We start from the raw sequence: 20,098 nt of genomic DNA on the forward strand, positions 1-20,098 counted from the left end.
TTCTAGGTTCTGTGTGAGCATGGTATAATGGTGACACAGAACAGGAGGTGGGTTATGTGGATAAATTTTGATCAACTCCTCGATTTACCGAATGTAACAGGGGTCAATTATCAAAAAACTGCTCAGACAATTTTCTTAAAGCTCGCTCTTTTAAATGAAACAATTGAATGTCCGAATTGCCATCAAATATATATACTACAAGAGCCGAAACCCCTTATCCATTAATGGATACACTCATTAACTTTTCTTAATGTACCCGTGGAATGGTAGTCATGTATATAATACGAGTCTCAACTTAGTTGGGGTTTAACAACCTTTCTAGATTTTGTTCACAGTTCTCTTTATGGGAGAGCATATTTAATTTTTCAGAAAGATGTAAAGCTCGTTGCCAGTGATTAATAGCTGATTTAAGATCATGGGTTTTTTCTTCAAATTCGGCCAAAATAATTAAAGTCTCTAGTTCTACATATCGTTCTCCAATATCGAGGGCAATATCTAAAGCTTGATTAAGATATTGATAGGCTAGATCATCCTTTCGAGTGATACTATAAATTTCTCCTAATCCAGCGCAAGCATGGGCAACACCTGCCACATCTGAAATAGCTAAAGCTCTTTTCTTTTGTTGTTTAAAGTATTTTTCAGACTCCTGAAAATTTGCTTGTTGCCAATAAATTGCGGCTAAATTTCCCAAAGAAAAAATAATTCCTGCTTCATCGGTTATTTGCTCAGATAAATCAAGACTTCTTTGAGTATAATCGATAGCTGTATTCAAATCATTGATTCGCCGGTGTGCTTCTCCTAAATTTCGTAAAGCCGTTGCTTGATAAATAAGATTTTTAATTTTTTCTGCCCATTTTAAGTATTTTTCTAAACAAGGAATAGTCTGGTCAATTTTTCCCTGATAAACATAACAATTACCCAGATTTGAATGGGCAACATTAATAATCTCAAATTTTTCGTCACAATCGGGAATAATCTCGGCTAGATTTAAAACTTCATTCAGTCCTATTTCAGCGCTTAAATATTCCCCTTTTATTCCATCAATTGTGGCTATATTTCCTTTTCCTCTTGCTTTCCAAAGAGGATTATTTAATTGCTCGGCTAAGGATAAGAGTTTCTCCGCATAATTTTTTGCTTGGTCAAATTGTCCTAATTCTCGATACATATAACCGAGTTCACTTAAACAGATAAAATCGGTTTCATTGTCAAGATTTCCTAATAATTCTTTACACAGTTTTATGCCATCTTCATACCGTCCCCAGATGCGTAATTGTTTGTGCAAAGGTAAAGAAGTTGGATCATGAATTTCTAAGGGTAAAGAAAATAAAGATTTAGCTTCTTTGTACCAACCTAATCGACATAGACAGAGAAATGCTTCCACATAACGACTTGCCCGTTCTTGAATAGAGAGCTGCTGTCCCATTTTATCCTTAATATGGCGTTCATAACCAATTAAATGCCAGATAAATGCGCCAAAATGTGCTTTTTCAAAATGACTTCCTGTCGCCCCTAAAATTTCCCCTTTTTGTTTGACTTGAGCGAGTTCTCCAAAAACAGTAAAATCGATACTTGTGAGACGTTCTTTGACTCTTAATTGAGGAGATTGAAAATCATTCATGATTTGGTTTCCCTTCTTGTCTTTGGGTAGATACTAGACGCTTGAAAGCAACATTGCGAATTAAGCTGTGCTGTTTGATATGTGGTTCATATCCCAGTTGTTTTTGAGTTTCTACTAAATAACGGTTAAACAAGGTAAAAAGAGCTAAGTCTAAATCTTGTTCCTCGTATTCTGAAAATAATTGAAGATTTTCAAACCACGCATTTTTAAATTCAAAAGATGAATAAGTGGAGCAATAGATAAGCAATAAATAAGCAGTTTCAAAAGTTTTTTCAAGTCGCTCTATTGTTCTTTCGACTTCCTCCTCTAGCAGTTGTTTTCGTAATTGTTTGGTCATTAAGTTAACTTTGTAATAATCATCAGGATTGGCTTTTTGAGCTTCATCAATCATTTCTCTTAATCGTCGAAATCGGGATTTATTCTCGTCATAATAAGTGCCGATATTTCCATTCAGTCTATCAATAATATCACCGGAAATTAAGCGGATAGCGAGAGGATGTCCCTCATAAAGTTTTCCGATCTCTTTAAGGTAAGCAAGGTTACGTCCATGAAGAATTAATTCGACTTCTGCTTGTTGAAATAAACGTTCAAATAACTGTAAACTTTCCTGATCCTCTAATCCCATTAATGGCTGAATATGCCAATATTGATCTTGACTAAAAGTTTCAAAATCTTCAGGCTTATCCTGCGAAGTTATCACAATTCGAGTCTGACAATTTTCGGCTTCTAATATCTTTTGAAAAAAGACTCGCCAGAGGGGGTCTTTAAAGCGATTACTGCCATCTTGTTGTTCTCCTTGTAAAAGATTTTCCATTGAATCAAACCAAATCAATCGACGATTATTGCTCAGATGATTAACCAGTTGAGTTAATAATTGTTCTGGGTTTTTTGCTTGTTTTGCCGTAACAGGTTCATCGCCACGATTGAGTAAATCAATAGCTGTGCTGATAAAGTTTTGTGCTTCTGATTGCGACTGTTGATCCTCCCGTTGATTAAACCCATCAAAATCAATAGGCAGTTCAGGAGGAAACCCTTCTTGACACAAAGCTAAGGCTAATTTGTAGGCGAGGGCAGTTTTTCCAATACCTGTTATTCCCGTAATTACGACAATGCGACAATCGCCTCTTAGTTTTTCCAGTAAATCACTTTGAAGAGACTCTCGCCCCACCCAAATAGGCTCGATATCTTGAGTCAGTTTTTGCAAAAGATTATCTAGATCTGCGACTTTTGAAGGGTCGATGTTCAAAGCTCGACAAAAGGCGAAAAAACCTTCCGATTGAATGGTTTTACCCCTCAAAAAATGATCTAAAGTCTCCAGTGAGCAGTTGTCGGCGTAATAAGAGTAATAAGTGTGGGCTGGGTCATTTGAAATTTCCTCCCAATTCCCATCGGGTTTGGAAAATTGACTAGCCTCGGTGCATAAGTATTTTCTAGTCCAGCCTTCTTTTTGTTTTTGCGCCCATCGGGTTTTGACTTGCTCAAGTCCCGCTACGGAGAGTTTTAACTTCATTGCTCTCTATTCAATCTACATAAGTTTATTTCTCTATTGTTGATCAATTATCCCCCGAAATTCTCATTTTTTGAAAAACTTTCTCTCAATGTGACTAAGCACATATCAGCTATTTGCTCAATTATAGGTATAGGAAGCCATTCAAGCTTTCTAATTCTTTCTAATTCCAGCTTCTTTTGCTTTTTGCGCCCAAAAATAATCGTTTTGCTTGCTTCTCCGTAGAAATCTAAGGATTTCTATCGCTTTACTCCCAATGAAGAGAGCCTCATTGCTCGTTGTCCTCTTCCTAAGGGTAGCAAAATGGCTATTTCTCAAATAATCAACCAAACCAATGGTAAACAGTTTATCTCATTATCATCTACATCGGTGCGGCTACTGTCGTCGGATGGAGCTGATGTCAATCACTTATTTAGCGGTCAAATACGAGAGCGTCACTATGAGCAACTTTCTTGTTGGCTTGATTTAAAACCAAACGAGAAAAAGGACTTAACGGCACAAACATTTGCAACGCTAAAGACCACAAATTACACCCAAAAAGATCCCCTATTCACTTTAAGGACTGTCCGAAGAATGTTACAGGATAACGGTCTTCTCTTTGTCTATGATATATCCCAAACCCCCAATATTGAGCAATATGTGAAGATTCTGTTTTCTTGTGCTGGATTTATTGTGTTAAATAACATTGGCAACTGCTGGATTCTTAGCAAAAGAGCCTTACTTTCTTTTGATGTGCCAAAGGTCAAAGGTTATCTGGTCAAGGAAGCGGAAACACCAGCAGAAATTGAATCCTATTTCTTATTTCTCAAGAATCGCTATCCTGACTCACAAAATTATCGCAAAGAAATCGACGATTTATTTACTCACCAATCGGTTATTTTTCTAGCCTATCCTGAACAGAATCCCTCTCAGGTAATCGGTGTTGCACGTTATACCTATTCTCTGCCTGAATATGGCTACTATTTGCCTTGTCAACTGGCAACATTTTGTGAAGGAAAACACACAGGAAAGCATTTGATGTTACCCAAAAATATAACAAGCATCGGAGAAAGTCTCTCTCTCTATGATGAAAAGGGAACTGGCAAAAAAGGAACAAGTTATCTTGTTTATCAGCAATTGATTCGAGCTATCTTGACTTACAAACATGATATTGCTCACACTGAAATTTCCTACACGACTTATCCAAAAGGGGACGAAACCATTGAAGCACTGTATAAAGAACGTTTTGGATTTAAGCACACTCTACACGATAATGAAAAAGTTTGCTTAAAATATGGAACATTTGCCGGTCAATGGTATCTCATTGAACTGGAGCAGTGGATGATTAAGCATCAGTACCACAACGCTGACCAGATTTTTCATAAACACAAGGAAGCGTTTGCGGTGTGAAGTCTAGCTCAATAGGTTGCCGATAAATACTAGATTTTGGGAACTTAAGGTAAATTATCCTGAAAATTGGCTATATCCTTAAGTGTCCCGAAGTCAATCTCAGCTTTAGATGTCATATTCCTTACTCTATAAGGGTTTGAGGCTATTTTAAAATTGATACCAGTTTGGGTAGATTCCCAAATTATTCTCAAGCTATACTGGCATACCAGATGCGGCCTGTTCAGCCGAAACTTAGAAATAAGTGGATGATTGGCTTTTGTTGAGTAGCTGATAGGGTAGAGTTAGCACTTTAACCAAACTAAGGTTAGGGAACAACTTACGTTGCCTTAATATAAAATACCTTTTTTATCTAGGGTAACTTTTCACTTATGTACTCATCAGAATTATTCAAAAAAACATCAAGTAAAGGAGCTTAAGATGCAATTTGACACCCCATTAGGAAAAGATGAGTCAGTTCAGAAGGAGTATGAGTTTAGCTATTCCTTGATACTTTTCTTTCTAAAATCAGGTTTTTGGTTAACTAACAAGAGACTAATCGCCAGAAAACCCAATGTTCTCCTATTTATCCCTATAGGCCAAGATGAAGTAACATATCCATTAAGAAGCATAGCAGGTATTAAAACTAGAACTGAGTTCAAGTTCTTGCCTCTATGTGTTGGCGTAATCCTTCTCTTAGTTGGTTTTAGTGCTATTAGATCATTTGGATTCCCATTACTTCTACTTGGAGTTGCCAATATCATTAGTGCTTTTCAGACCGTCATTGCTGTTGGTTCAACTGGAGGTGGAGTTGTAGCATATTCTCATGTTCCTTGGGAAGGAACAGAAGCAAAGAAAATGATTAATGAATTAAATCAACTTATTGCAGATATTTGATAAACAGTTTGTTGTTTTTTTTCTGATTATGCTAGAGGGGTTAACTGGACTGTTTTAATCCTCCCTAGCATTTAACTATCTGTTATGTAGTCTTGCGAATTTTCTGTGAATCATTGATTCTAGTTTTTAGTATTCACCAAGAATTAGTCAAGCTTAACAGTAAGTAATGTTTTCAGCAATTGACCATCTTGCGAATTGAAAATCATGAAAAAAATTAACTTCATCTTATCTATTTTTATCCTGAGTCAGCTAGGGTTTAGCTTACCACTTAAAGCTCAATCTCGCTGTCAAGCAACCATTAATTCTATTGTCAATGAAATAGAATCTAAAGGAGTTAGAAGGGTGATACTTACAAAAAGGACTGTAACTAATAGGAGAAATCCCACTAATAGAACTAATGAAATCATTTTCGCATTAAGCTCTTATAATGAAAGCTATACATCTCTTGATACAAGAAGTGATAGGATTGTTTCAAACATTATAGCTTCTGGTGTTTTAATGAAAAGTTATGCCGATAGAATCGTATCTAATTGTCAAGATATTGCCGTTGTAATTTTCGGTATTGATCAGACAGAGTCGGGACCAGAGTTTGCTATTCAATCTGATGGCAAAACTCGCCTACGGGATTGTATTCCTTCTGGTAGTAATTTAACTGCTAATTGGAATCAGACGTATTGTCATTAAGCTTCTAAAAGTCTTAATTAACCTCAAATATTTCTTTCATTAATTTAGCAAAAAATATGAAAATTACTCATTTATTTTTTATCACCTGTCTTGTCAGTTTAACCAGCTTAGTCTTACCAGTAAACGCTCAAACATGGCGTCGTCATCAAGAAAATAACTATCGTAATGTGGTAGCTATTGTTAAACCTCATCGGAGTGGATATTGTAGCAATCATTTTATTCGACAAGATGGCAGGGTTTATGACGCAAGGAAGGGGACTCGTGGAAGTTATTTAATTGTTGATCAAGTCGTCTCATTGACAGGTGTTATTAACACCAATAATAGAGGTGATAAAATTTGGCAAGTTTTCTATCAACCCTCACGCACAACCATGTGGTTACATGACTGTGATTTATCTATTCCTCAACTCGTTGATTAATTAACAATAACCCAGAGGTTTAAACATGAAAACAATTCAAAATTCAATTGCTCGTATGATTGCTAATAGAGAGAAAATTTGGCAACAATATGATCGGGCTGATTCTAATCGAAAAGACCTAAGTAAACGCTTTGCTAAATATTATAGTAATACAAGTAAAGTTACTACTATTTCCCCTTTAACTTCTCAACAATTAGCCCCTGCTGAAATTGAAGCTTGTCTCGATAAATTAGAAGAAACAGACCGTAAAATTAACCAAGAACAGTCTAATATAGAATCTCATAAAAATGAGATAAAGTCTTTAAAAATTAAGGCTCGTAACCTAATCATTGGGCTAAGTGTAGGAGGTGCTTTCTTGTTGTTTACTTTATTTGTTTTTATTAAAGGTAACTCCTCTGATGACTCTAATTCTTCTCAACTGTATCAGTTAAATACTCAAAAAAATGTTTTAAAATTATCTAAACAAGGAGAATAATGCTTATGTTTTGGCAACAACAAATTGAAGGGTTAAACCAAAAAATTGAACAAAGTAGTCAACGCATAACCGACTATTTAGGGTTTTGTGCTTCTTTGTTCAATCATGGTAAATTAAACGGCGAACAATTACCTAATTATTTTGGAAAATTTCTCCAAGATAGCTATCTATCGACTCAATCTTATTTAGAACAGCAACCATTAGAAATAATAGGAAGTTGGCAAGATTATCGTTGGGAAAATTGGAACATTAACGATAATTTATTATCCTCATTAGAGCATACAGAATTAATTCGTATTGGTCAATTAGTTGAACAAAGATCGAGTAATAACACTTTTTGTGTTCCCGAATTTGCTCCCTTTATCGGTGGGAATAAGACTATTATTATTCGCTGTAGCAATAATACCCGTAATACGGGACTAGAATTACTGCAATCTCTTGTGATTCGTACCGCTATTTTACTTCCTTATCAAATACGTTATACCTTCTGCGATCCCGTTAATAATGGGGGTGCATTTTTAATGCGTCGTTCCCTTCCTGAGGCTTTGATTAGAGAAAATAGTGGCGAAGTTTATCGAGATTTATTAGAAGTCACCCAAGATATTCGTCGCGTCAAAGAAACCTATTTAGATCCTCAGTCTCCTGCCTTACATTTACTCCCCCCAGATATTCGAGTCAATGAAAGATTTGAGGGGATTTTTGTCGCAGATTTTCCTAAAAGATATGACCGTAGAGATATTGAAGAATTACAAAAAATTGGTAATAGTGGACCAGAAGCTGGAAGATATGTGTTTATTCACTATAATCAAGATATTGATCTCCCTAGAGATATTAATATGAGTGGGTTTGAAAATGCCTTTTATATTGATCTCAGTAAACAGTCAAAGACAGCAACATCTTGTCAACTTCAATTTAAAGCGGATAGTATTCCCGACGCGGATTTACAAAAACAATTACTTGATAAAGTTAAACAAGCTAAACCCCCCGAACGAAAATTAGATTGGGATGATATAGTAGGAATTGATCCGCAAAATTGGTGGAATTATAGCAGTGAAGAATGGATAACCACACCTATCGGTGGAAGAGGAAGTTCTGATCAATTAAATATTTGGTTTGGTAAAGATAGCGAAGGTCATCAATGCGCTCATGGTATGCTAGGAGCAATGACTGGATCAGGAAAATCTACCCTGTATCATGGGCTTATTTTAGGCTTGGCAACTCGTTATAGTCCCTCAGAATTAAGATTTTATCTCATTGATGGCAAATATGGCGTAGAATTAGCCCCCTATCGCAATTTGCCCCATACCGAAGTAGTTTCCTTACATTCCTCCCCTGAATTATCCCGTAGTGTTTTAACTGAATTAATCGCCGAAAAAGAACGACGTAACGCCTTATTTAAAAGATTAGGGGTGTCAGAATTGGCAGGTTATCGCCGACTAGGACAACCAGAGGGCAAAATGCCCCGTATTCTTCTAATTATTGATGAATATCAGGAGTTATTTTTTAACGACAAAGAGGATACTGCTTCCAGTCAACTACTGATTTTAGCCCAACAGGGGCGGAGTGCGGGTATTCATATGTTACTCGCTTCCCAAAGGTTTGGGGCTGAAGGAATGCGGAATCAAACGGGAATTTTGGGTAATATTCACCTGAGAATGGGAATGCAGATGTCAAAAACAGAAATTCAAGCCCTGACAGAATTTGGAAAACGAGGAAAACAATTATTAATGACCTGTGATTTGCCGGGGAAAATTGTTATTAATGACCGTAGCGGCGATGATAACTCTAATTATTTTGGGAAAGTGGCATTTATCGAAAAATCTCGCCGAGATATGATCATTAACGCTTTATCTCAAAAAGCTGATCAACTCTCCCCAGAAGATTACACGGAAACAGTGGTCTTTGATGGAGATTCTCAGCCTAATTTAGCAGATAATCCTCAATTACGCCATATTTTAGATTACGGTAAATGGTTAACCTCAGAAGATTGGGAAAAAATCGCCCGTTTACCTTTCTACAAAGGAGGATTAGGCATTTCTGACTGGTTTAGTGCAGAATACCCGATCTTAACATGGCTAGGACAAGAATTTAGTGTAAGGCAACAGGCAAGGCTGATATTACGCCGTCGTCCAAGTGAAAACGTTCTAGTTATCGGTGGAGACTATAATACAGCCCGTTATGGAATTCTATCGGCTATTTTGACCAGTCTTGCTATTAATGGCAATCTTCAACAATCTCGTTTTGTTGTGGTAGATCGCAGTGTATCTGGTACACAATGGCATTTAGCATTGGAAGAAGTATGTCAGATTATTCTAAAACCTTTGGGCTTTACGACGGCATTTAACCGAGAAAATCGAATTATTACGGCAATTTTGAACAATTTAATTCTTCAACTTGACGAAAGAAACCAACTCAGTGAAACAGACTTGATGACTCAACCTTCTATTTTCGTCATCATGACGGAATTAGATAGAGTAGATGACTTAAGACGGAGCAATGAGCAGTCTTATAGCCCAGAAAGTCACTTAACTACTCAAATTAAGCGATTATTGAAGGAAGGACCGAGTAAAGGTATTCATCTCATCCTCAGTTTTTCAGGGATCAAAGCTTTCTCTAATGTCCTTGATATTCGGCGAAATTTAGCTTATTTTCGCCATAGAGTCGCTTTACAGATGTCAGAAGATGATTCTTTCACCTTTGTTAGTGATCGCCAAGCCTCACGTTTACAAGCAGATGGAGATGTTCCAATTAAAGCCCTTTATCGGGATACGGATAGCGATCGCACTACTCTTTTTAAACCTTATAGTACGGAATCTACACCCGAATTTAAGCAACAAATAGAGAAAATTGCTAATAGTTTAATCAAAAGAGCTTAAAGCTTAATTTAACCATGGATGACTCATTTTTACAACTCAAACACTTTCAACAAACCCTCGAACAATTCCATGATCGCGTTCAATCGGCGTGGCGAGAAGTGGAAACCACCTATGAGGATCTTTCTCCCCATTGGCAAGACCAAAAACGACAAAAACATGACGAAATGTGGCTTGATTTGCAAGAAAAGACTAAGAATTATTATAGTCGCCAAATTCCCAGCTATAATGATTTTTTAAACCATAAATTACAAGTATTAGAGAGGTATTTAAACGGTGGATAATTCCCGAAAAACAGCCCTTTTAGCCTATCAAACTGCACTCAATCAATATTATTTGATTTTAAGCGAAGAATTGGAATTTCTCGATACGGCATGGCGATCGCTTGATGAAGTTTTTCAAGGATCAGCCGCCGAAGAATTTACAGGTTTTTGGACAAGAACCTTGGCAGAAATGGAAGATTCAAGGCTAGAAGTTCAGAAAATCCTCAATTTTCTCCAAGAAATCCCCGATAAATCTTAATCATTATGACCATTCAGGATCCGCGTATTCTTATTACCCTTCTCAATGACTTAATTGAAGAACTTAGATACTGGAAAATAACCGCCCGTGAGACGCTTGATCAAATGTCATGGCATCAAAGGCAAAGTGAAGAAAAAGTCAGTCAAGCTCTGTATCATGCTTCAATTATTCAAGATCAGGCTAAAAATGATCAAAAATTAGTTGATCAGGCTAATGATGAAGTTGCTCAATTGTTGTCTAATTGTTATCAAGTTTTAGAAAAAGCTCAACAAAATTTGGCAGCAGCTCAAAATACCCAAAATCAGGCGCAATCAACCCTAAATGATTGGGAATATCAGTTAGGTATTGCAATTGACTGGTTAAGACGGGCAGAAGCCCGATTAGAACTTGCCATAAACGAAAGAGAGCAAGCAGAATTTATTTTAAGCAGTGCAGAATCTGAATTACAAAGCGCACAATCCGCCCTTACCAGTTGCCAAAATTCAGGCTATACTGACAAGGATGGACAATATCATGCGCCCAATTGTTCTGGTCAGCAAGCTAGGGTTAGTCAAGCCCAAAAAAAGGTTCAGGCTGCGATTGCTCGCTTAAATAAAGCCATTGAAGAAGAAAAAGCAGCAAGAGAAGAAGTCGCACGAGCGCAAGCTAGGGTGAATTGTTGTCGAAATGCCGTCGGATATGCCCAAAAAGCCGTCTATCAGGCGAATATTACTTTAAATTATGCCCATAATGCCCTGAGTTTTGCCGAACGTAGTTTAGAAAATGCGAATGCAGCTAGACGGGAAGTTGATAGAGCGCAATTAGAGGCAAGCAATGAGCAGGAAATGGCAGATTTAATGTCTTTAGCAGTAAATAATGCCCGCAATTTCACCGAAGAAGCCCGAAATGATTTCAAAGGAGCGGAAAAGCAAGGAAACTCCGCTCAATGTTTAGAAATTGGGGTAACAAGAGAAATAGAATATCGAGTAGAAAGTCTGATTGAATTCAACCGTCCTTTTCAATTTTAGTGATTTTTGGAGGATAAAAAATGATGGAAGATATTGTTTGGAAGATGCAGCAGCGATCTCGCACTCTGCAAGACTATCGTAAAGATATTCGAGGCCTATGGCAAGATGAGGCTGCCAAAACTCTTAACCGTCGTTATCTTGACCCCCATGAAGATGACGATCAGAAAATGATAGAATTTTTGCAAAAACAGGTACAAGGCTTAGAAAAAACCAATGAGGAGTTGGTTAAAGCCAAAGATTATGCTTTAGAGGCTGAACGCTATTCCCAACAAGTTGAACATTTCTTAGAACGAGAAAAACAGGAAGTTAAACAAGCTTATTATTCTTATGATCGATCTATCGAATATTACGGCTTAACTCAAGCAGAATTACCTAATATTCACAGATTAATTCAACAAGCTAATCGCAGTTGTAACTAAAAAAGATATTTATATTACGAAATTTTATTAAAATAAATGTTTGATAAATATCTATCTTAGACAGAAAAAAAGATGAATAACTAAGAGAATAAAAACAATGTTAAGTTACCAGAATATCAAAACTATTTTTTCTCAGAAATCATTTTTAGCTATTGCAGCTGAAACCTATGAAAGCTATAAAACAGAAACAGGTGGCATTTTTTTAGGAATTAGAAACCCTAATAAATGGTATATTTTAGAAACCTTAGATTCGGGTCTAAATCCTATCTTTCGCCCCGGCTATTTTGAGTATGATAATGCTTATATCAAACACCTGTCTAACAAAATTGCCAGATTTTATCGAGAACCCATAGAAGTTCTTGGACTATGGCATAGACATCCGGGCAGTTTTGATTACTTTTCCTTAACTGATGATACAATTAATAAAAAATATGCTTCTCAACATTCTGAGGGAGCTATTTCTGCTTTAGTTAATTTTGACCCATTTTTTCGATTGACTATGTATCACGTTTCCCTCCCTTCTCAATCTGATTCACGACCCGAATATACTAAGCTTTCTATAGAAATTGGAGATCAATTAATTCCCAAAAATTTGCTAACTATTAAATCTTTATCTGATTATTTATCAATAGTTAATGATTAATTTTCTTCAATCTAGTTACACAAGTATTAACTTTTTTCATACTTAACTTAATTGACGGTGAATAGATTATCAGGCTATAATCCTAAAAAGTGAAATTTCAGACTATGCCTAATCTCAATACCAGTGCTAACGTCAAAAAAAGAATTCTGATCTTCTTAGAAAGACTATTAACTCATGTTAATAAGGAATCACCAGATCATCAGTATTGGTCGAATCACCTATCTTTCAGGTGGCTTGCAGAAGGTGCATCACATCCTAAGCTAATTATCAATACAACTTTAAAAATATTAACAGATTTTTGTCATGGAATTACTAAGCAAAAGTTAGGGGCTGCCATTACTGTTGAACAGATGAGAAATGACCTTAAGGTTTTACAAGAATGGGAAATACTAACAGATAATAGATACAAACAAGCTAAAGGCGCAGCAAATTTGCACTTTACCCTAAATCTTTGGCATTCATCAACAGAAGAAAATTTGAAAAAATTTGAAGAAGAATGGGATAAGCGTAAATCTCCTAATCTTCAAAACTCATCAATTAAACCAGAAATAAATTATGATAATTTCGGATTAATTCCTGATATTTCTCAGATTTATGGTAGAGAAAAAGAACTAGAATTATTAAAACAAAAGTTTTTTCAAAATAGTCCCCCGTGTAAAATTATCGGAATTTTCGGAATAGCAGGAATCGGAAAAACATCTCTTGTCTGTAAACTGATTGAGCAAATTCAAGAGGAATTTCCCCGTGTTATCTATTGGTCTTTTTTGAATCCTCCTTTACCCCTAGAATTTCTTGAAAATACCAGTAATATTATTTCACAGAATATTAGTTTTAAGACAGAAGATAAATTTAAAATAAAACTGATAAAATTTATCAAGATACTAGCCAAATATCGTTGTTTATTATTTTTAGATAATATTGATGCGATTATTGAGCATGAAAACTATCGAGAATATAGCGAAATTTTACAAGCAATTGGTCAGTCAAAGCACAATAGCTGTTTAATTATAACCAGTCGAAAAATTCCTCAAGAACTTGAATCGTTAGTGGGAAATAAAACTTCAACTTATTTCCGAGAGTTACAAGGACTTGACTATCAAACTGGACGGCAAATTTTGAGAGATATTGACACCTTTCATGGTACAGAGGATGAATGGCAATTTTTAATTCAACAAGTCTGTCACGGCAATCCTTTATTCATCAAATCTATCGCTCATCATATTCAAGAAGTTCATCATAATAACCTCTCGGATTTTCTTTTAAAAGGTAATCTTCTGATAGAAAAAATCGAGTCTATTTTAAATTCTTACTTTCAGCAACTATCTAATTTAGAAAAAGCGATTATTTTTGAGTTAGCGATTAATCGAAATCCAGTTTCTTTGTCGGAACTAGAACATAATATTATCATTGAACCTGACGGTAAAAGTATCCAAGAAGGGATCAGATCATTATCTAGCAAAATTCTGTTAGATAAAAAAGATGACTACTTTACCATACATCCTCTACTGATTGAATATTTCACTCAAAAAATTATTACCATAGCAACCGAAGAAATCAAAACTGAAAAATTCCAATTATTAAGAAGTAACTCCTTGACTAAAACTACTGTTCCTGATTATCTAAGAAAGATTCAAATTAATGTTATTTTACACCCAATAATCAATAACTTAATTCATAATTTTCAAGAAAATAATCTAGAAAGCAAACTAATTGATTGTTTAAAGACATTAAAAAATGAACCTTCTGGACAAATTGGGGGCATTGCTGGCAATATTATTAACTTACTTAATATACTGAAAAATGGTCACTTAATCGGCTACGATTTTTCCCATATCTCCATTCGACAAGTCGATTTTTCAAACATTAGACTCAACCAAGTAGATTTTTCATACTCACAGTTTTTTGACTGTATTTTTCCTCAAACTTGTGGTAGTATTTTATCAATTTCTTGCAGTCAGTTTAATCGCTATTTTCCAAGAGAAGAGCTTTTAGCAACTGGTGACAGTCATGGGATGATTTACCTCTGGAAAGTCAAACAAGATGGAAAATTAGAATTAAGCAAAAGTTTTCCTGCTCACGGAAGTTGGGTGTGGTCAGTAGCCTTAAATTCTGAGGGACAGTTACTAGCAAGTGGGGGACAAGACGGAATTGTTAAAATTTGGTCTATTACAACAGATATATCTATAAATTGTCATTCTTTGCCCCACCCTTCTCAAAAACATTATGCTCCTATTAGAGCCGTTACTTTTAGTGCTGATAGTCAGTTTTTAGCCACAGGAAGTGAGGACAAAACCATCAAAATATGGTCAGTTGAAACAGGAGAATGTCTCCACACCCTTGAAGGACATCAAGAACGAGTAGGTGGTGTTACCTTTAGTCCAAATGGTCAACTTTTAGCCAGTGGGAGCGCTGATAAAACCATCAAAATATGGTCAGTTGACACGGGAGAATGTCTCCATACTCTTACAGGACACCAAGATTGGGTTTGGCAAGTTGCCTTTAGTTCCGATGGTCAACTTCTAGCCAGTGGAAGTGGCGATAAAACCATTAAAATATGGTCTCTTATAGAAGAAAAATATCAAAATATTGATACTTTAACAGGACACGAAAGCTGGATTTGGTCAGTTGCTTTTAGTCCGGACGGTCAATATATAGCCAGTGGGAGTGAAGATTTTACACTGCGATTATGGTCAGTAAAAACCAGAGAATGTCTTCAATGTTTTAGGGGATATGGCAATCGATTATCATCAATTACTTTCAGTCCCGATAGTCAATATATTTTGAGTGGTTCTATAGATCGATCGATCCGATTATGGTCTATCAAAAACCATAAATGTCTTCAACAGATTAATGGTCATACTGACTGGATCTGTTCAGTAGCTTTTAGTCCCGATGGAAAAACATTGATAAGTGGAAGTGGAGATCAAACGATTAGATTATGGTCAGGGGAAAGTGGCAAAGTAATTAAAATTTTACAAGAAAAAGATTATTGGGTTTTATTGCATCAAGTCGCAGTTAGTGCGAATGGTCAACTGATTGCTAGTACCAGTCACGATAACACCATCAAACTTTGGGATATTAGGACAGATGAAAAGTACACTTTTTCCCCAGAACATCAAAAGCGCGTATGGTCGATCGCTTTTAGTCCTAATAGTCAAATGCTGGTAAGTGGTAGTGGAGATAATTCTGTTAAGCTTTGGTCAGTTCCGAGAGGATTTTGTCTTAAAACTTTTGAGGAACATCAGGCCTGGGTATTATCAGTAAATTTTAGTCTTGATGGAAAATTAATAGCAACTGGTAGTGAAGATCGAACTATAAAACTCTGGTCTATTGAAGATGATATGACTCAATCTTTGCGGACTTTTAAAGGTCATCAAGGAAGAATTTGGTCTGTTGTCTTTAGCTCTGACGGTCAGCGATTAGCCAGTTCAAGTGATGATCAAACGGTCAAAGTTTGGCAAGTCAAAGATGGTAGATTAATTAATAGTTTTGAAGGTCATAAGTCTTGGGTATGGTCAGTAGCTTTTAGTCCCGATGGGAAGTTACTAGCAAGTGGGGGGGATGACGCAACAATCCGAATTTGGGATGTTGAAACAGGTGAACTTCATCAACTCCTGTGTGAACATACTAAAAGTGTCAGGTCAGTCTGTTTTAGTCCCAACGGTAAGACATTGGCCAGCGCAGGTGAAGACGAGACGATTAAACTTTGGAACCTAAAAACAGGAGAGTGTCAGAACACTTTACGCTCTCCTAGACTTTATGAACAAACAAATATTAAGGGAGTAGAAGGGTTGAATTATGAAACGAGCAACACCATGAAAATTTTAGGAGCTTTTCTGTCACGTTGAAGAGAGGATAGAAGTTAGTCAAGGGAGTCTCAATGAGAGGTAATCCCGATCTGAAAATCCCTAAAACCCCACATCCCACTTCATAATTCATCATTCATAATTCATCATTCCCATGTAGTCTTAACGGGTTACTCCATCCACCACCGGACGGACATCGCTGCCCTCAAAATAGCCGGGGTTGCCTGTCCAGTTGAAATCCGACACGCGGATGTTGAGTATTCCCAACTGCAGCACTGGGTTATAGCGCAAAATTAAACTATAGGTGCGACGACTCCATTCGAGAAAATATTCTGTACTGATTTCCTTAGCTTGATCGATACTATAAATACTCTGGAAACCCACGCGGATCGGACCATATACCTGTTGAGTTATACCATAGGACATTGTTTGTTGATCAACAAAGCGATCAAAGAAAAAGGGTGATTGTCCGTTAACTAAACCCTGACTAAAACTAATATTAAACCCGGTATAGTCGAAAAAATTGCGGGAAAAACGCCCAAACTGTCCTAATAATCCCACGGTTCCCGTGACGGAATTTTGCGTCTCTCCATTGGTGTAATAACCGGTGACACCAGTGACACCAGTGACAATAGCAATATAGGGTTGAACGGGAAGAGGAGAAAATCTTAACCCTTGGTCGGGGGTCGGTGGTAAAGTAAGGGCAGACCAGAGTAAAAAACTGCGATTGAGGGAGACAGCACCCTGAAAACGGCTTAAATTAGTCACATTATCCGTTGCATTGGCAGCTAAGAGATCACTGCGATCAGTGGGTGCGTTAACATTCTGAACAGAAGCTTGATAACTGAGTCTAATATCCGTATTCGGGACGACAATCACCGGTGAGGTCAAAATTGCCCCAAAACTGCTATTAACCGTCTGAAAACCTAAAGAACCGTTAAAGAGACGCTCGCGATAATTGTACTCCACATTGAGCAGATAGGGATCCTGCAACTGTCCGATCGTCTGTTGAAAGCGAATTTTAGAACGAACACTATTTTCGATCTGTTCCAAATCTAAATTAGAAAAAGAAGCTGTCGCTTGCAAAAACGAGCGCTCACCGAAATTAGTGGCAAAATTGCCCAATAAACCAAAAGCTTTCGGACTAAGGGGCGAAACTTCGCCACCTCCGGGGTTAGCTGAGGGAAAAGCATCGGGATTAAGGACTTTTTGAATTAAATATTGCGGTGTCAACTCAAAAAGAGTCTTCGGTGTCTCCACTAAAGTCAGGGGACTTTCTACGAAAAATCCGCCCCGATCCTCCCCATCATAGCCCGGAGCAATTAAAAAAGGACGACGACGACGGCGATCGAACGTAAGACTATTAATAAAAGTGGGTGCCACTAACCGTTGATCGAAAACCAACTGGGAATTACTCATCCGTAACTCATCGGTAAAGGGGCCGGTACTGCGAAAAGTGGCGGAATTAGCCCGAACTTCCAACTCAGGGGGGGAAAAAGGGTCATTCGTCAGACGCACATTAGTGGCATTCCACACCTTACCATCAAAATTCAAGCGTTCGGCCTGAAAACGGACACGATTAATCGTTCCCCCCGACGGACTACTAATATTCTGTCGATCGCGCCGACTGGGATCCTGTCCCCCGACGACAAATTGAAAACCCTCTCCCGTGGTGATTCTCTGCAAGGGTTGATTTAATGCCAAACGATCGGTTAGGGTTCCAAAAGAACTACCGGCCCCCACATCCGTGGGCAGCGTTTGTCCTAAATCCCTAGCGGTGCTGGGTTGAAAAATCTCCCCATTAGCATTAAATACCACACCGCTATCCTGGACGAAATAATACTCAAAGCGATCGCCGCGCAGGATTTGATCTCCCCGGGTTAGGATCACCTGGCCCTCCGCTACCGCTAACTTTTCGGGAAGATTAATCTGTAAGCGATCGGCCGTTAGTACACTTTGGGCAAAACGCAGGGTGACATTACCTCTAGCGGTGATAATCTGCCGATTTTGGTCAAATTCCTGCTCATCGGCCACTAATTCTAGGGGTCTTTCCCCTTCTGGATTAACTGCATCGGTCTGAGCTAGGCTGTTATTGAGGGAAATCAAGTATTCTTGGCTGGTTTTTTCGCCTTTTTTCCGCACTAATAGCCGAGTCGAGCCATTTTTCTGGTTAAGAGCTTTTTGATTTAATCCTGAAACTATCTCGGTTTCGGGATGAATGGTGACACCAACGGCTGCAGGAGGTGGAGAATTCTGGACAGAAAGGGGTTTTCCTAAAGCTGCCGCATCACCCCCACTGCTAGGTAAAGGTTCTAAGGGAATACCCTGATCGGGAACCAAGGGTTTTACCTCGACGGTTTCCGGGGGTGGAGTGACGGTGAGGGGAATAGAAACGCTCTCTTCTGAAGGCTTTTTTGCCTCTAGAGGTGCTGGGGTGACAGGGAGGGGAACTACAGACGTGGGAATATTTTCAGCAACTTGGCGCTCCTCCGTTTCCGGTTCGGCTACAGTATTAATCAGGGCAGGTGGTTCAACAGCTAAGAAAAAAAAAGACATGACTGCACGAGTCGGCGATCAAAATAGAGGACGAGCGAACCTCAATGATACTACCATGATCATTATTTCTAGGGAGACAGGGAAAGTTTAATAACTTGTTCCCTGTGCCTCTACCCTAGAACCAGTTTGTTAATTGTCTTCTACTCAAAGTCTTTGCGTCCGGGGTTACGGGTAGGATCGCCGGAAAGGAAGCCAAAGATAAAAAGTAAGACAAAGAAGGAAACAACGATATAAACGGCGATTTTTAGGGTTAACATTACTAAGACGTTCTCCTTAGACTAGATTAATTCAATAACAGGGGTGAGCATACCTTGACCTACTTTACCCTATTTGAGTGATCCCTGAACAGAGAAAAGCGATCGGTTCTCAGTTATCAGTGAGCAGATGTGAATTTTTAGTTTACTGATCACTTAAAATACAACTAAATAGCCTATTTTTAGCCAATTTATGAATAATATCGGTAAATTATATGTGGTGGGAACGCCGATCGGCAATTTAGACGATCTGACTTTCCGATCCCTGGCAACTCTCAAAAAAGTTGCTCTAATTGCTGCCGAAGATACCAGACACACCGGCAAATTATTACAGCATTTTGATATTCCAACCCCTCAAATTAGTTACCACGAACATAATCGCCTTTCCCGTCTCGATCAGTTCTTACATATTCTCAGCCAAGGTCAGGATATCGCTTTGGTTACTGATGCGGGAATGCCGGGGATTTCTGACCCGGGTTATGAGTTAATTAAAGCTTGTATAGAAGCTCAGATCGAAGTGGTTCCCATCCCCGGAGTAACTGCGGTAATTACCGCTTTAGCGGTGTCGGGATTACCCACGGAAAGATTCTGTTTTGAAGGATTTCTTCCGGGTAAGGAAAAGCTGAGACAAGAGCGCTTAGAGGGTTTAAAAACTGAAACGAGAACGATGGTTTTTTATGAAGCACCCCACAAACTTATTAAGACTTTGGAGGATTTACGCGAAACTTTCGGATCAACGAGAAAGATAGTTTTAGGTCGGGAATTAACCAAGCTTTACGAAGAAATTTGGCGAGGAACTATCGCCGAGGCGATTAATTTATATCGGGAGAAAAAAACTCCTAAAGGGGAATTTACAATCGTAGTTATGGGCAAAGATCAGTCCGATAATATCCAATTATCCGAGGAGGAATTAAAACGGGAATTAAAACAAATTATAGAACGGGGAGTTAGTCGATCGCAAGCCAGCAGACAATTAGCACAGGTTACTAATTTATCCCGCAGTCGTTTATACAAATTGGCCCTAGAAATTTGATGATTATCAATTTTTATTCC

Annotated in this window: 17 protein-coding genes and 1 pseudogene; 14 read left to right on the forward strand and 4 right to left on the reverse strand. The window is 37.8% G+C overall.

All coding sequences use genetic code 11. The features are described 5' to 3' along the window. Positions 1-54: 54 nt before the first annotated feature. Positions 55-186 (forward strand): annotated as a pseudogene (locus IM462_RS08460) (ISL3 family transposase); the annotation flags it as partial. A 109-nt stretch (positions 187-295) separates the two neighbouring features. Here the strand turns inward: IM462_RS08460 and IM462_RS08465 are convergent. Next, a complete protein-coding gene (locus IM462_RS08465) occupies positions 296-1,618 on the reverse strand; it encodes a tetratricopeptide repeat protein (RefSeq protein ID WP_287699753.1) in 1,323 nt (440 codons plus the stop codon). Then, positions 1,611-3,128: an nSTAND3 domain-containing NTPase gene (locus IM462_RS08470; RefSeq protein WP_287699754.1), complete on the reverse strand. Its 1,518-nt coding sequence runs from the start codon at positions 3,126-3,128 to the stop codon at positions 1,611-1,613. Before IM462_RS08470 ends, IM462_RS08465 begins: the two co-directional genes overlap by 8 nt. A 300-nt stretch (positions 3,129-3,428) precedes the next feature. On the opposite strand from IM462_RS08470, the gene IM462_RS08475 reads away from it, so the two are divergent. The 12 genes from IM462_RS08475 to IM462_RS08530 all read left to right on the forward strand — a co-directional run bounded on the left by IM462_RS08475 (position 3,429) and on the right by IM462_RS08530 (position 16,277). Then, positions 3,429-4,514 carry a hypothetical protein gene (locus IM462_RS08475; RefSeq protein WP_287699755.1) on the forward strand — a complete coding sequence of 362 codons (1,086 nt, stop codon included), beginning with the start codon at positions 3,429-3,431 and terminating at the stop codon, positions 4,512-4,514. A gap of 417 nt (positions 4,515-4,931) precedes the next feature. Next, positions 4,932-5,387 (forward strand): archaeosortase/exosortase family protein, encoded by a 456-nt coding sequence (locus IM462_RS08480; RefSeq protein WP_002741496.1) that lies wholly within the window; start codon positions 4,932-4,934, stop codon positions 5,385-5,387. A 204-nt stretch (positions 5,388-5,591) separates the two neighbouring features. After that, entirely contained in the window at positions 5,592-6,071 is a 480-nt protein-coding gene (locus IM462_RS08485) for a hypothetical protein (RefSeq protein ID WP_287699756.1), read from the forward strand. 56 nt (positions 6,072-6,127) lie between these two features. Next, a complete protein-coding gene (locus IM462_RS08490) occupies positions 6,128-6,490 on the forward strand; it encodes a hypothetical protein (protein WP_002779156.1) in 363 nt (120 codons plus the stop codon). A 25-nt stretch (positions 6,491-6,515) separates the two neighbouring features. Beyond that, positions 6,516-6,965, forward strand: a complete 450-nt coding sequence (locus IM462_RS08495) for a hypothetical protein (protein ID WP_002782435.1) — start codon at positions 6,516-6,518, stop codon at positions 6,963-6,965. Positions 6,966-6,970: 5 nt separating this feature from the next. Further along, the gene (locus IM462_RS08500; RefSeq protein WP_002782437.1) at positions 6,971-9,841 is read left to right on the forward strand and encodes an FtsK/SpoIIIE domain-containing protein; all 2,871 of its coding nucleotides are present in this window, start codon (positions 6,971-6,973) and stop codon (positions 9,839-9,841) included. Positions 9,842-9,855: 14 nt separating this feature from the next. Continuing rightward, a complete protein-coding gene (locus IM462_RS08505; RefSeq protein ID WP_130757985.1) occupies positions 9,856-10,122 on the forward strand; it encodes a hypothetical protein in 267 nt (88 codons plus the stop codon). After that, positions 10,115-10,360: a hypothetical protein gene (locus tag IM462_RS08510; protein WP_130757984.1), complete on the forward strand. Its 246-nt coding sequence runs from the start codon at positions 10,115-10,117 to the stop codon at positions 10,358-10,360. The genes IM462_RS08505 and IM462_RS08510 overlap by 8 nt, the downstream gene beginning before the upstream one ends. Before the next feature lie 5 nt (positions 10,361-10,365). After that, positions 10,366-11,367 carry a coiled-coil domain-containing protein gene (locus tag IM462_RS08515; RefSeq protein WP_287699757.1) on the forward strand — a complete coding sequence of 334 codons (1,002 nt, stop codon included), beginning with the start codon at positions 10,366-10,368 and terminating at the stop codon, positions 11,365-11,367. 20 nt (positions 11,368-11,387) lie between these two features. Beyond that, positions 11,388-11,786, forward strand: a complete 399-nt coding sequence (locus tag IM462_RS08520; protein ID WP_002779140.1) for a hypothetical protein — start codon at positions 11,388-11,390, stop codon at positions 11,784-11,786. Positions 11,787-11,883: 97 nt separating this feature from the next. Continuing rightward, positions 11,884-12,429: a Mov34/MPN/PAD-1 family protein gene (locus IM462_RS08525; protein WP_287699758.1), complete on the forward strand. Its 546-nt coding sequence runs from the start codon at positions 11,884-11,886 to the stop codon at positions 12,427-12,429. A 104-nt stretch (positions 12,430-12,533) separates the two neighbouring features. After that, positions 12,534-16,277 (forward strand): WD40 repeat domain-containing protein, encoded by a 3,744-nt coding sequence (locus IM462_RS08530; RefSeq protein ID WP_287699759.1) that lies wholly within the window; start codon positions 12,534-12,536, stop codon positions 16,275-16,277. Positions 16,278-16,397: 120 nt separating this feature from the next. Here IM462_RS08530 and IM462_RS08535 read toward each other — a convergent pair whose 3' ends face one another. Then, on the reverse strand, positions 16,398-18,791 hold the full coding sequence (locus IM462_RS08535; RefSeq protein ID WP_287699760.1) for a DUF3769 domain-containing protein: 2,394 nt from the start codon (positions 18,789-18,791) through the stop codon (positions 16,398-16,400). 140 nt (positions 18,792-18,931) lie between these two features. After that, positions 18,932-19,048 (reverse strand): photosystem II reaction center protein I, encoded by a 117-nt coding sequence (locus IM462_RS08540; protein WP_002732356.1) that lies wholly within the window; start codon positions 19,046-19,048, stop codon positions 18,932-18,934. A 190-nt stretch (positions 19,049-19,238) separates the two neighbouring features. On the opposite strand from IM462_RS08540, the gene rsmI reads away from it, so the two are divergent. Continuing rightward, positions 19,239-20,078 carry a 16S rRNA (cytidine(1402)-2'-O)-methyltransferase gene (gene rsmI, locus IM462_RS08545; RefSeq protein ID WP_287699761.1) on the forward strand — a complete coding sequence of 280 codons (840 nt, stop codon included), beginning with the start codon at positions 19,239-19,241 and terminating at the stop codon, positions 20,076-20,078. Positions 20,079-20,098: the final 20 nt, after the last annotated feature.

Origin of the sequence: Microcystis sp. M144S2 (genome assembly GCF_020246065.1) — a bacterium.
Classification (GTDB): Bacteria; Cyanobacteriota; Cyanobacteriia; order Cyanobacteriales; family Microcystaceae; genus Microcystis; species Microcystis ichthyoblabe_A.